Origin of the sequence: Paenibacillus sp. FSL M7-0134 (assembly GCF_038007865.1) — a bacterium.
GTDB lineage: Bacteria > Bacillota > Bacilli > Paenibacillales > Paenibacillaceae > Paenibacillus > Paenibacillus polymyxa_B.
Genome location: NZ_JBBOXV010000002.1, coordinates 1395322 through 1409136 on the forward strand (window position 1 = coordinate 1395322; position 13815 = coordinate 1409136).

Consider the following 13815-nt stretch of genomic DNA (forward strand, 5'->3'; position numbering starts at 1 on the left):
GAACATAATGCTTAGAGGTGCCGCATAGACGGCAGAGGACCTTGTATCGGTTACGGCTGACAAATAAACGGCTGGAGAGGTGTAGTTGTGTTTAAAGATTTATTCCAAAAGAAGCGTAAATACGCGACCATCCCTTCGGAACGGGCGCTGAGCGGCGATCAAGCGGACATGCCGGATCGTCCCAAACGGGAAATTCCCGAAGGTCTTATGACCAAATGTGGCAAGTGCGGAAGTATTCAATACAGCAAAGAACTAGAGAAAAATTTGAAAGTGTGTCCGGTGTGCGGATACCATATGCGTTTGAATGCAATGGATCGCATTCGCATGGTGCTCGACGAAGACACATTTACGGAATATGATGCAGATATGATTTCGGTTGACCCGCTGGACTTTCCGGGATATGCGAGCAAGCTGGAGCAACAGACCCTGAAATCTGGCTTGCGAGAGGCTGTCGTTACAGGCGACGGCCTTATTTATGGACATCCTGTTGTCGTTGCTGTGATGAGCTTTGACTTTTTTACTGGCAGTATGGGTTCAGTCGTAGGAGAGAAAATTACCCGCGCCATTGAGCAAGCAATAGACAAGCGTCTGCCGCTAATTATTTTCTCAACTTCTGGCGGGGCACGTATGCAGGAAAGTATTTTAAGCTTGATGCAGATGGCCAAAACAAGTGCTGCTCTTGCTCGTCTGGATGAGCAGGGCTTGCTCTATATTTCTGTTATCACCGACCCGACTACAGGCGGAGTATCCGCCAGCTTTGCTACGCTTGGAGATATTAATATTGCGGAGCCAGGAGCTGTATTCGGCTTTGCAGGGCGTATTGTAATTGAACAGACAATCAGACAGAAGTTGCCGGATGATTTTCAAACATCCGAATTTAATTTGCAGCACGGACAATTGGATATGGTTGTACACCGCAAGGAACTGCGTGATACCCTCGGGCAACTGCTTGATCTGCACAGTGTGAAAGGGGTGGAATAGATGGCTGGTGAACTGCCTTATGAAAAGCCCCTGGTCGAGATGCGACAGAAGATCGAAGAACTCAAGCAATTCGGACAGGATAAGCAAATTGATTTTACAGATGAAATCAACCGTCTCGAGGACCGTTATCTCGAGATGGAAGAAGAAATATATTCGAACATTACAGCACCACAAAAAATGCATTTGGCCCGTCATCATCAAAGACCAACGTCTCTTGATCTGATTGAGCAGGTGTTTACGGACTTTATTGAATTACACGGCGACCGCTTGTTTGGAGACGATCTGGCGGTTGTGGGCGGAATTGCCAAGCTAAATGGTATTCCGGTGACCGTCATTGGTCAACAGCGTGGTAAGGATACGAAAGATAACATTGCACGTTTCTTTGGCAGTGCTCATCCGGAAGGATTTCGTAAAGGCTTGCGTCTTATGCAGCAGGCTGATAAATTCAAACGCCCTATTATTACATTCATTGATACGAAGGGCGCTTATCCGGGTAATACAGCAGAGGAGAGAGGTCAATCGGAAGCGATTGCCCGCAACTTGCGGGAGATGGCAAAGCTTTCGGTGCCTGTTATTTGTGTGGTCATCGGCGAGGGTGGAAGCGGCGGTGCGCTTGCGTTTGCAGTTGGTAACCGTGTGCTGATGCTGGAACATGCCATTTATTCGGCCATTTCTCCAAACGGTGCTGCCTCGATTCTATGGAAAGATGCTTCCAAGGCCGATCAGGCAGCTGAAGCCATGAAGATCACGGCTAATGACCTCCTGCGCATGGAAATTATCGAGGATATTGTGCCGGAGCCGAAAGGGGGCGCGCATCGTAACTATGAAGTGACCGCTGCCGCAATCAAGGAGCTATTGGAACGTCATTTGGCAGACCTTACGAATATGAGCTGCGATGAATTGAGGGAAGATCGGTATCAAAAATTCCGAAAAATAGGTCAATACACCTTCTTGAAGTCTTCGGAATCTGAGCCTATGTTGTAATACGCTGTAAACGGGTAACAATAAATATGACGAACTTCCTATACAAATAGGAAAAAGTGTAGTAGATTTAATTGTTGGAAAAAGATATAAAGAGTAGCACCTTTGAAAACGGAGGAAAAACCCAAATGCGCAAAACTAAGATTGTATGTACCATCGGTCCTTCCAGTGAGTCATTGGAAAATGTGAAGAAACTGATTTTGGCTGGTATGAACGTAGCCCGCCTGAATTTCTCTCACGGTGATTTCGAGGAGCATGGCAACCGGATTAAAAACATCCGTCAAGCTTGTAAGGAGCTTAACAAGAACGTTGCTATTTTGCTCGATACGAAGGGGCCGGAAATCCGGACAGGAAAGCTCGAAGTTGAACCTATTGAGCTTGTTCAGGACGAGTTCATTACGCTGACAACGGAAGAAATTCTCGGTACGCAAGATCGTATTTCTATTACGTACAAAGATCTTCCCTCGGACGTGGAGCCCGGCTCCACCATTCTGATCGACGATGGTCTGATCGGACTCACCGTTATTGAAGTATCAGGCACTGAAATCAAATGCCGCATTGTTAATGGCGGAACGATCAAGAGCAAGAAGGGCGTTAACGTTCCAGGCGTCGCTATTTCTTTGCCTGGTATTACGGAAAAAGATGCTAATGATATCATTTTCGGTATTGAGCAGGACATTGATTTCATCGCGGCTTCTTTTGTTCGTAAAGCAAGTGATGTGCTGGAAATCCGCGAATTGCTGGCGAAACACAACGCAAGTCATATTCAAATCATCTCCAAAATAGAAAATCAGCAAGGTGTTGACAACCTGGATGAAATTTTGGAAGCTTCGGATGGCCTGATGGTTGCTCGTGGTGACCTCGGTGTGGAAATTCCTGCTGAAGAAGTGCCTCTGGCGCAAAAATTGATGATTAACAAATGTAATGTAGCTGGCAAGCCTGTTATTACGGCAACACAAATGCTGGATTCCATGCAACGTAACCCGCGTCCGACTCGTGCGGAAGCAAGTGACGTGGCGAATGCTATTTTTGACGGAACAGACGCAATTATGCTGTCCGGCGAAACAGCTGCGGGTAAATATCCGGTAGAATCCGTATTGACGATGTCACGTATTGCAGAAAAAGCTGAGTCTTCTTTGAACTACCGTGATTTGTTCAAAAAACAAAGAACGGCTCAAGAAATTAGTATTACAGAAGCAATCAGCCAATCCGTTTCTATTTCTGCACTTGACCTGCATGCCAAAGCGATTTTGACGTCCACACAAAGCGGAACAACGGCGCGTATGATTTCTAAATACCGTCCTGAAGCTCCGATTGTAGCTGTTACAACACAGGAAAGAACAGTTCGCCGTTTGGCTCTGATCTGGGGTGTACATGCAGTACAAGGCAGACCAGTCGTTGACACAACAGATAGTCTGTTTGACAATGCGCTGGAAGGCGGTCGCAAATCTGGCCTCGTTAAAGAGGGCGATTTGGTTGTGATTACTGCGGGCGTACCTCTTGGTGATTCCGGTTCTACGAACCTGATCAAAATTAGCTGCGTTCCAGCACAAGCGTAATTAAAGTCTCGAAATAATACCGAGGCTGTATGTATTCGTTACAACAAGCAAAAGAGCATTCAAGTCAATAAGACTTGGATGCTCTTTTTTTATGTTCTCTAGCTTTTCATTTCCATTCCTTCTCGTCGTATGAAATCAAGGAATGCCTGTTGCGTCAAGTTCATGTGTGTATCTTGTTGGTACACGATGTTTATTTGATAATGACTCCTTTTGTTATCAGCCTCGGGATAAGGAAGCCATTCCACCGAGGGAACAGCATTTTCATTATTATCGACTCCACTTGCAGGAAAGAAGGCAAGCGCTTCTCCGCCGCTTACGACTTGCTTTACCGCTTCCCAAGAGTTGATTTCCAGATGAGGCTTAACTAGCGAGGAATACTGATCTACAACTGATGAACCGCTATATTTTACCCATTTGTGCTTGTCCAGCATATCGGGTCCATCGAACTCCTCTGATATGGATGCAGGTGCAAGTGCAGATGCAGAACGGATAACTCCTACTTGATCTGAAGCCACTGGCTCTGCCACCGTATACTCTGGAAGAGAATCTCTATCGTCGAGAAAAGCAAAATCAATTTCTCCCTGTTTCAGTAGCTGCTTAATGGCATCCGGGGATTGAATCTCCAACTGAATACGACAATCTGGATATCGTTGAGCAAACTTAGCCATCAAGGTGGGGAGGAGATAGGTACCTGATATCGACTCTGCACTCAGATGTAATTGACTCTGTGACTCTTCTGTCAGTTCATCTACAGCTTGTCTAGCTTCTTGCTCCAGAGAGATGATCTGTTTTGCGTAAGGTAATAATTTTTTTCCAGCTTCCGTTAGCATAATCCTGCCTTGTTGAAGAGAGAATAGGGAAACACCCATTTCCTTTTCCAAGCTTTTCATATGAAAGCTGACGGTAGGTTGTTTGACTTGCAAAGCTTCGGCCACATCCGTTGCCTTATGGAATTTGTCGATCAGCATCAAGATACGCAATTTTAGAATATTCATGGAATCCAGCAGCTCTCCTTATATGTCGTTCATATGTGAATTTCAAACTATAGATTAATTATATACCGAAAAATAATTTATCTATCAATATTTTATATTTGTTTTACAAAACCACGTCGTTCGTCTAACATTCCAGGCCTACAATGTAAAAGTGTTGATGGTCATAAATAAAAAACCGTCACTTAACTAAGGGGAGGACAATAAAAAATGTTGAAAAAATGGCCGTTCATTCTGATGACTCTCACCATGGTATTTGCACTTGCAGCTTGCGGATCAGGTAACAATGCTGCACCACAAGGAGAAGCTGCTACAGGAACAGACAATAAAGCAGCTGCTGAACTGACAGGAAATATTCTGGCTGTTGGCTCCACTGCACTTCAACCATTGGTAGAGCAAGCGGGACAAAAATTTATGGCTGTCGATAAATATAAAGGCATTGCAGTTCAAGTACAGGGCGGCGGTAGCGGTACTGGCTTGACTCAAGTTTCCGGCGGACAAGCGGACATCGGTAACTCCGACGTGTTTGCAAAAGAAAAACTGGAGAGCGGCGCAGATGAACTGGTCGATCACCAAGTAGCTGTTGTAGCCATGTCAGCGGTAGCGAATCCTAAAGTAGGCGTTACAGACCTGAAAAAAGATCAATTGGTACAAATCTTTACAGGTAAAATCACGAACTGGAAAGAAGTTGGCGGTGCAGATCAAAAAATCGTTATCGTAAACCGTCCAAGCAGCTCCGGTACTCGTGCAACATTTGAAAAATACGCATTGGGACAAAAAACGGAAGATCTGCCGGGCTCCATTCAAGAAGATTCCTCCGGTACTGTGAAAAAACTGATTGCTGAAACACCGGGTGCGATTGGTTATCTGGCTCTGTCCTACATCGACAACACAGTAACTACTTTGAAATATGATGGCGTTGAAGCTAACGTTGAAAATGTAGAACAAGGTAAATATCCAGTATGGGCTTACGAGCATATGTACACTAAAGGTGAGCCAAAAGAGCATGTAAAAGCATTCCTTGACTACATTCTGTCAGATGAAATCCAAAAAACGGATGTCGTAGACTTGGGATACATTCCAGTAGCAGGTATGCAAGTGAAACGTGATGCTGACGGTAATATCACGAAATAAGGAGAGCCACACCTCCTGTTCGATGAACGCAGCTAACGCGAGTATATTCACGAAGAAGAGGCGGACTAGCGTCCTGCCTCTATTCTTCGGTTAAAGGAGTTACAGTATGGAACCAATTGAAGGGAAGGCATACATGGAACAGAATAAACGATCCCGAGTTATGAAAGAAAGACATTACTGGGAAGAATGGACCGGCCGCATATATACGTCGGTTTGTGTCGTTTTTTTAGTTGCAGTCATTGTCTCCATCGTATATTTTGTTGCCTCCAAAGGTGTAGCTACATTTGCGGTGAATGGAGTCAGTCTGCGAGAGTTTTTCTTTGGAACCAAATGGAGCCCGGATGGCGAGCCTAAGTCCTTCGGAGCGCTTCCGTTTATTACGGGTTCTTTTGCAGTAACCATACTGGCGGCTTTAATTGCCAGTCCGCTCAGCTTATGTGCGGCTTTATTTATGACGGAAATCGTGCCGAAATCGGGTAAACGTATCCTTCAACCCGCGATTGAATTATTATCTGGTATTCCGTCGGTTGTATATGGCTTTGTCGGCTTGACCGTCATCGTCCCGCTGCTGCGGAACGTGTTTGGAGGACAAGGCATTGGCATTCTGGCAGGCTGCCTAGTGTTGTCAGTCATGATTTTGCCGACGATTACGAGTATTATGGCGGATGCATTGTCTTCCTTACCGGGGGGGCTGCGTGAATCCTCTTATGCTTTGGGTGCTACCCGCTGGCAGACAATTGCCCGTGTTATTATTCCGACGCTGCTGCCTGCTCTTTTAACAGGAATTATTCTCGGTATGGCTCGTGCCTTCGGAGAAGCGTTGGCTGTACAGATGGTAATCGGGAATGCTCCGCACATACCGCATTCCTTGCTGGAATCCGCTTCGACCTTGACCAGCGTCATTACACTTAGCATGGGGAATACAGCGATGGGCTCCGTTCATAACAATGCTCTCTGGAGCATGGCGCTTGTTCTTCTGCTCATGACATTCATTTTCGTGCTGCTGGTAAGGCTGCTTGAAAGGAGAAACCGGGTTTGATGAAAGCTAAAACGACCGACAAGATCGCTACATTTGTAATCTGTTTCTTCGCCTTGTTCATTGTTGCACTTTTGGTGGGATTACTGGGCTTCATTTTGGCCCGCGGAGTCAGTCATATTTCTTTTGACTTTTTAACCAGTGCTCCCCAAACATTACGTGCAGGCGGTGGCATTGGCCCACAACTATTTAATTCCGTATTTTTGTTAATCTTAACTTTGATTATCACCATTCCGATTGGCTGGGGCGCAGGTATTTACATGGCGCAGTATGCAAAGCCGGGGAAAATTACGGACTTTATACGACTTGTCGTCGAAGTATTGTCCTCCTTCCCGTCTATCGTCATCGGATTGTTTGGACTACTACTTATCGTAAATACGTTTGATTTTGGCTTTTCCCTCTTATCAGGAGCCTTGGCTTTGGCCGTATTCAACCTGCCGCTGATGGTTCGCACAACTGAGCAGGCTTTCCGAGCTGTGCCGAAGGAGCAAAAGGAAGCTGGACTCGCGCTTGGATTATCCAAGTGGAAAATCATCACCTCCATTTTGTTGCCAGCTGCGCTGCCAAGCTTGATTACGGGTACGATTTTGGCCGCAGGCCGTATTTTCGGGGAAGCCGCCGCACTGCTGTTTACAGCAGGGATGAGTACGCCGCCGCTTGATTTTACCGATTGGAATCCATTGCATGCCAGATCGCCTATTAACCCGATGCGACCTGCTGAAACATTGGCTGTTCATATTTGGAAGGTCAACAGTGAGGGGATTGCTCCTGACTCCAAAGATATTGCTGCAGGCGCTTCTGCCGTACTGGTGCTGCTTGTGCTTGCATTCAACTTGAGTGCAAGATGGTTCGGAAGAGTTGTATACCGCCGTCTGACAGCTGCCAAACGTATGGATTAGAAAGGGGATGGAGAACAATGGAACATGTGATTACGCGAACGGCAAAAACCGCCGCACCAGCAACATCCGTTCAGTCTACGCGTTCGGAACAGCTTGCGGGGCAACCGCCGCATCCGTTCAGTACTGAGGATTTGAGTATTTATTATGGCAGCTTTGAGGCTGTGAAAAAAGTGAATCTGGCCTTTCCCGAGCAGACTGTGACTGCCCTGATCGGGCCTTCCGGCTGCGGTAAATCGACCTTTTTGCGCTCCCTTAATCGAATGAATGATGAGATTGCATCTTCCTCTACAACGGGTCACATCTGGATGGATGGACAGGATTTGACAGCACCGGAAACGGACGTGATCAAGCTGCGTCAGCAAATTGGCATGGTGTGGCAGCGTCCCAACCCTTTTTACAAATCTATTTACAATAATATCGCCTTCGGTCCCAAATACCGTGGGGTGCGCAAGAAGAAACAGCTTGATGAAATCGTCGAAAGCAGCCTGCGTAAAGCAGCATTATGGGATGAGGTCAAGGATCGCCTTCATGACTCCGCTCTGGCGCTGTCTGGCGGGCAACAGCAGCGGCTTTGCATTGCACGTGCACTATCCGTTCAACCGAAAATTCTATTGCTTGACGAGCCAGCCTCCGCGCTGGACCCTGTGTCTACAGGCAAGGTAGAAGAGCTCATTACCGAATTAAAAAAAGAACTGCGCATCGTTATTGTGACGCACAATATGCAGCAGGCTGCACGAATTTCCGATTATACTGCTTATTTTTATATCGGAAGTCTGGTTGAACATGGGAAAACGAACGATATTTTCACGAATCCTGAAAATGAGCTGACTCAGGAGTACATCATGGGTCGATTTGGTTAAGCGATGTTGCTCATCGACCTACTATATATTAGCTGCACGTAAAATCCTCTTACTAATCCAGCATTAGTAAGAGGATTTTTATTGTTTTCAACGTTTTGTAACTTTTTTAATCTATTAGTAAATTAAAATATATTGATCGTTTGGATATATTTTCATATAATACAACTAACTATTTATCATGCATAAATAGTGGTTCAGTTCCCTTCGCTATCAAAAAGAATCTTCAGCAAGAATATATAGGGTTAAACTGAACGCAATTACCCAACTCAAAATAAGGGAGAGGTTCAAATGAAGAAGAAGATGTGTCCAACCGTAAAGATGATAGCGCTCTCAAGTTTGGCGATTACAGTAACGTCAGGACTCCTAAGTCCCTCATGGGCTGCGGCACAGGAGATGGTGCCGGCTACATATGATTCAGGACGTGAATCGGCGACTGCTTCTTATGAGCTTACCACAGATTCAGCTGTGGGACGGGACGTTTATGGTGACGGTGTAAATTCAGGTGTTTTGGATCGTGAGCAATTATTTGGGCTGTCGGCTGTGACGAAGCCAACCGCTGTTGTGAATACAGACAGCCTCCTGAACAAAATGCGCGACTTTAGCAAGTTCTCTACGGGGAATACATCCAAGGATACTACACTTGCCTTAAATATTGTATCCTGGCAATTACCACATGGCGGATTCTTCAAAGCTATGGAAAAGAATTATAAATCCAAATGGGATGGCAAAACTGCACGCTCCACATGGAAGAGCAAGGATGGTGTTGAGCTCGGAACGTTCGATAACGAGGCCACGACAACCGAGATTCGCTTTTTGGCGGATGTATACAAAAAAACAAAAAATAAAGACATTAAGAACAGTGTACAAAAAGCAATTGACTTCGTTTTAACCTCTCAGTATTCCTCCGGTGGCTGGCCGCAAGTATACCCTAAACGTGGTAATTATTCCGATGCTGTAACTTATAATGATGATGCGATGGTTAGAGTTATGGTTTTGGCTGACGATATTGTGAACAAGAAGCAGCCGTTTGATAGCGATATTTTGGACGATGCATCTCGCTCCAGACTTCAGCAAGCGCTAAACAAAGGTATCCAGTACACAATTAAGTCTCAAATTGTAAATAATGGTACACCGACAATCTGGGGTGCACAGCACGATCCGGCTACTTATGCATCTGTTGAAGCCCGGGCATTTGAGCTACCTTCCAAAACAACTACGGAATCAGTAGGCATTACTGCTTTTCTCATGTCCCAGCCGCAAACCGCTGAAGTGAAAAAAGCGGCTCAGAGCGCTTTGAAATGGTTCGACGCGAACCGAATCGACGGTATCAAATACAATCGTCAAGGTCCGGAGTTTTTCCAAAAGGATGCATCGAGCGTAATGTGGTATCGTTTCTATAATGTGGAAGACAATAAGTATTTCTTTTCAGACCGGGATGGCAAAAAGTATACCGACATCATGAAAATTAGTGAGGAAAGACGACTTGGTTACGCCTGGGCGGGAAGCCAGGCTAAGAGTTTGCTTAAGCTGGCTTCGGATAGCGGATATTATAAACTGTCCAAGCCGTTGCCACAATAATAAAGGCATTATTATATATGATTTGCGAGGGTGGACCGGTCGGTCTGCCCTCTTTTTGTTCCTGGGCTGTAAATATGGTTTAATGGAGAGAGGGCAAAATAGAGATAAAGATGCACAAAGATAGGAGAGCTTGTATGACTCAAGAGGAGAAACAAACGGAATTACGCTGGTATGGCGCACCGCTACGTGTCCGTTATCAGGAAAGCGACCAGATGGGGGTCGTATATCATGCAAATTATTTGAACTGGTTTGAGATCGGGCGTACCGAAATGATCCGGCAGGCGGGCTTTAACTATCGGAGCATGGAGGAACGAGGAGTCTTGCTGCCAGTTATTGAAATCAATGCGAAATATGCGAGTCCTGCTCGATATGATGATTTAATTACCATTTATACGGCAATTACGGACTTCTCTAGACTACGTCTAAACTATACCTATGAGGTTCGACGGGTAACGGACGATGAGCATCAAAGGTATCTGGGAAAGGTATGGACCCAGGCAGACACGCTACCGGGAGAACTGCTTGTCACAGGGATGACACGTCATGTATGGTTGAACACCGAATGGAAGCCTGTTCGACTAGATCAGGCGCTACCTGAGCTGTACACTGCATTAAGGTTTGCTTTTACAGGCGGGGAGGGGCAGAAGTCATGATGATGCGTAAACGTCTATGGCTGTTGCTGCTGCTCATTCCTTTGGCGGAGCTGTACGGGTTTATATGGGTAAGTCATTGGATTGGAGCGGGCAAAACGATTTTACTCATCATTCTGACGACCCTAATCGGGGCTGCCATGATGCAATTTGAAGGTCGTAAGGTGATTGCCGATGCGAAAAACGAAATGAACCGGGGACAAATGCCCGGCCGTAAAATGCTGGATGGATTATGTGTCTTTTTCGGTGGGAGCTTGCTGCTTATCCCCGGATTTTTAACAGATATTATTGGTTTTACGTTGGTATTCCCTTTAACACGAGCGTTGTACCGACGCTTTTTATTGAAGTGGCTGGAGAAAAAAATGAAAAACGGCAGTATTACGTTTCGGCGGTTTTGACGTGAGCTGCCGTTTTTCCTATCCATGATCTATCGGACTCTTCCAGCGAGAATATAGTTGCGCAAGTCCTGAATGACATTCGCACGATTCAGTGCATCAACGACAATTAGTGATACAGGTCCGATAATTAATCCTAAAACGCCAAACAGCTTGAGCCCGATGAACATACCGATGAGGGTGGGAAGCGGGTTCAAGCCCACGCTGCTGGCCAGCACCTTAGGCTCCACGATCTGTCGTCCAATCAACAGGATGATATAAAGGATCGACAATCCTACCCCTAGTGCCAAATTACCGGACATATACGCATACAGTATCCACGGAATCATCACAATGCCAACCCCCAAATAAGGTAGCAAGTCCACTAGCCCGATCATCAAACCGATGGTAAAGGCGGATTCCACACGCAATATGAACAGCCCAACAATGACTGTTAATGCCGTAATGGAGATGATAATAAACTGTGCACGCAAATAGCCGTACAGTGCTTTACGCAGATCGTGCCATATATCTGACAATGGTTTGCGAATCGTATCAGGAACCGTATTTGAGAGCATCCGACTATGTCGGTCCCAGTCCTTACTAATAAAAAAGGCTGCTAATACAATAACCATTAGAACTGCTCCCATATTAGGCAGAGAGGTTAGCAAGTTCAAAACTCCATTAAAAAATTGAGCGACTAGCGTAGTGACAGCCGAACTCACGGTTTGAGTTGTCTTATCAATATTACTGTTAATGGTATGTTGGTAATCCGGATTATCCCGGATAAAATGGTTAATTTCAATAATTACATTTTGAATCAAATCGCTTTGTGTCCAATCGATAAACAGACTTTTAAAACGCTCAATATGTCCGTCGAAAGTCATGGCCAACTTTATAACTTCTCGGACCATGCGGGTGATTGCCGCAGAAAGGATAATTGCAATTCCACCTAAATATACAAATAATGAGACCGTGACAGCCGTCCAACGTGGCATACGGGCTTTGTTACGCAGAAAACTAACCAGTGGATTCATGGCATAAGCCACAAGCCAGGCGAATAGGAAAGGATAGATGAGAGGGAAAAGCGCATATATGCCCAGTAACAGAGCTACAATCACGATTGCCACCCATATAGCACGAAATATGCGATTCAGGATTAATCGGCTCAAGCTCTCACGGCTCCTTTCTTTTGCGATAGTTTTTCATAAAATAAATGCTCTACTATACATATGCGGGAAAGGGGGGAGACAAGACCTGTGTAAAAAAGTGCAAATAAATCAATATTTTTTGTAAGGGGTTTCAAAAATTTATTTATGGAAGCGATAAAACATTTGAATGTGTTGGAATAGCCCTCAATGTTCACATAAACGACAAAATCCAGTATAGTGAAAGAAGGTTTAAATATTGACATATGGCGTTAACATTACTCAGCTATTTAAAAGACATATCTTACTTTTGAAAATGTTTACATTGCAAGTCCGTTCACAATGTTTTTACAAAGGAGAGATGTAACGATGACAGCGACTAAAGGTCTGGAAGGGATCGTAGCGACCACTTCCTCCATAAGCTCTATCGTAGATGGCGTTCTCACGTACCGGGGTTATAACATTGATGATTTGGCTGTTAACGCCGATTTTGAAGAGGTAGCTTATTTGTTGTGGTTTGGAAAATTACCTGATAAAGAGCAATTGCAGGAGCTTCGCAACCAGTTAAGCGAATACGCTGCTATTCCGGATGAAATTGTTACTCAATTAAAGTTATACCCGAAAAATTTGAGCACGATGGCTGCCTTGAGGTCAGCCGTATCGTCTCTCGCTTTGTATGACCCAGAGGCGGATGATATGTCGAGAGAGTCTAATGTGACTAAAACCGTCAAGCTTCAGGCGCAATTGCCCACCATTGTGGCAGCGATAGCACGTATACGCGAGGGCTTGGAGCCGATTGCGCCTAAAAAAGGTATTTCCATCGCTGAAAACTTTTTGTATCAGCTGACTGGCAAGGATCCAGAGGAGACGGCTATTAAAGCGTTCAATCAGGCTCTCGTGCTGCACGCCGATCATGAATTAAATGCTTCTACCTTTGCTGCGCGTGTAACGGTAGCCACATTGTCGGATATTTATTCTGGAATCACGTCTGCAATTGGAGCTTTAAAAGGACCACTGCATGGTGGGGCCAATGAGGCTGTGGCCAAAACGCTGGAGGAGATTGGTGGTTTAGATCAGGTGGACTCCTATATTCAGGCGAAACTGGATAACCGCGAAAAAATTATGGGCTTTGGACACCGAGTCTATAAAAACGGTGATCCGCGTGCCAAGCACTTGCACAAAATGTCCCGCGAGTTGGGGGAAATGAACGGTGACACAACGTTGTTTGATATGTCAGTTCGAATTGAAGGAATTGTAACAGGGCAAAAAGGCTTGAAGCCCAATGTGGATTTTTATTCTGCCTCTGTGTATACCCAACTGGGTATCAAGAGAGACCTGTTTACACCTATTTTTGCTGTGAGTCGTGTATCTGGATGGACCGCACACATTTTAGAGCAGTATGAAAATAACCGCCTGATTCGTCCTCGCGCCGAATATACAGGTCCAATGGATCAAAAATATGTATCACCAGAGTTGCGCTAGCCCCTTGTCGAAGGAAGATTGAGGTTGTATACCCTGAATTTAAAAAATAAGGTACAATAGAGGGGACGACGAGAGATGTACGTTTTTGTCAGTGATAAAGATCATGTCTTTCGTCCTGTACCCATTCATATCTGAGGAGGA

Annotated in this window: 13 protein-coding genes; 11 read left to right on the forward strand and 2 right to left on the reverse strand. The window is 45.2% G+C overall.

Features of this window, described 5'->3' with window-relative positions:
• The first annotated feature begins 87 nt into the window (after positions 1-87).
• The 3 genes from accD (at position 88) to pyk (ending at position 3521) form a co-directional block, all read left to right on the forward strand.
• Positions 88-981: an acetyl-CoA carboxylase, carboxyltransferase subunit beta gene (gene accD, locus NSQ58_RS21955; RefSeq protein ID WP_013309586.1), complete on the forward strand. Its 894-nt coding sequence runs from the start codon at positions 88-90 to the stop codon at positions 979-981.
• Positions 982-1965, forward strand: coding sequence for an acetyl-CoA carboxylase carboxyltransferase subunit alpha (locus NSQ58_RS21960; protein ID WP_023987906.1), 984 nt, complete (start codon positions 982-984; stop codon positions 1963-1965).
• A gap of 125 nt (positions 1966-2090) precedes the next feature.
• The gene (gene pyk / locus NSQ58_RS21965) at positions 2091-3521 is read left to right on the forward strand and encodes a pyruvate kinase (RefSeq protein ID WP_023987907.1); all 1431 of its coding nucleotides are present in this window, start codon (positions 2091-2093) and stop codon (positions 3519-3521) included.
• Between the two features lie 98 nt (positions 3522-3619).
• Here pyk and NSQ58_RS21970 read toward each other — a convergent pair whose 3' ends face one another.
• Positions 3620-4516: a LysR family transcriptional regulator gene (locus NSQ58_RS21970; RefSeq protein WP_341058198.1), complete on the reverse strand. Its 897-nt coding sequence runs from the start codon at positions 4514-4516 to the stop codon at positions 3620-3622.
• 207 nt (positions 4517-4723) lie between these two features.
• On the opposite strand from NSQ58_RS21970, the gene NSQ58_RS21975 reads away from it, so the two are divergent.
• The 7 genes from NSQ58_RS21975 (at position 4724) to NSQ58_RS22005 (ending at position 11068) form a co-directional block, all read left to right on the forward strand.
• The gene (locus NSQ58_RS21975) at positions 4724-5647 is read left to right on the forward strand and encodes a phosphate ABC transporter substrate-binding protein PstS family protein (protein WP_025722004.1); all 924 of its coding nucleotides are present in this window, start codon (positions 4724-4726) and stop codon (positions 5645-5647) included.
• Between the two features lie 106 nt (positions 5648-5753).
• Positions 5754-6686, forward strand: a complete 933-nt coding sequence (gene pstC / locus NSQ58_RS21980) for a phosphate ABC transporter permease subunit PstC (protein ID WP_013370343.1) — start codon at positions 5754-5756, stop codon at positions 6684-6686.
• Entirely contained in the window at positions 6686-7582 is an 897-nt protein-coding gene (gene pstA / locus NSQ58_RS21985; protein ID WP_023987910.1) for a phosphate ABC transporter permease PstA, read from the forward strand. Before pstC ends, pstA begins: the two co-directional genes overlap by 1 nt.
• A 17-nt stretch (positions 7583-7599) precedes the next feature.
• Positions 7600-8442 (forward strand): phosphate ABC transporter ATP-binding protein PstB, encoded by an 843-nt coding sequence (pstB, locus tag NSQ58_RS21990; RefSeq protein WP_023987911.1) that lies wholly within the window; start codon positions 7600-7602, stop codon positions 8440-8442.
• 288 nt (positions 8443-8730) lie between these two features.
• Positions 8731-10020: a pectate lyase gene (pelA, locus tag NSQ58_RS21995; RefSeq protein WP_028542895.1), complete on the forward strand. Its 1290-nt coding sequence runs from the start codon at positions 8731-8733 to the stop codon at positions 10018-10020.
• Between the two features lie 134 nt (positions 10021-10154).
• Complete coding sequence (locus NSQ58_RS22000; RefSeq protein WP_023987913.1) at positions 10155-10673, forward strand: acyl-CoA thioesterase; 519 nt, start codon at positions 10155-10157, stop codon at positions 10671-10673.
• Complete coding sequence (locus tag NSQ58_RS22005; RefSeq protein ID WP_013309596.1) at positions 10670-11068, forward strand: FxsA family protein; 399 nt, start codon at positions 10670-10672, stop codon at positions 11066-11068. Before NSQ58_RS22000 ends, NSQ58_RS22005 begins: the two co-directional genes overlap by 4 nt.
• A gap of 29 nt (positions 11069-11097) precedes the next feature.
• Here NSQ58_RS22005 and ytvI read toward each other — a convergent pair whose 3' ends face one another.
• Positions 11098-12216, reverse strand: a complete 1119-nt coding sequence (gene ytvI / locus NSQ58_RS22010) for a sporulation integral membrane protein YtvI (RefSeq protein WP_028542894.1) — start codon at positions 12214-12216, stop codon at positions 11098-11100.
• A 345-nt stretch (positions 12217-12561) separates the two neighbouring features.
• On the opposite strand from ytvI, the gene citZ reads away from it, so the two are divergent.
• Entirely contained in the window at positions 12562-13674 is a 1113-nt protein-coding gene (citZ, locus tag NSQ58_RS22015) for a citrate synthase (protein WP_028542893.1), read from the forward strand.
• Positions 13675-13815: the final 141 nt, after the last annotated feature.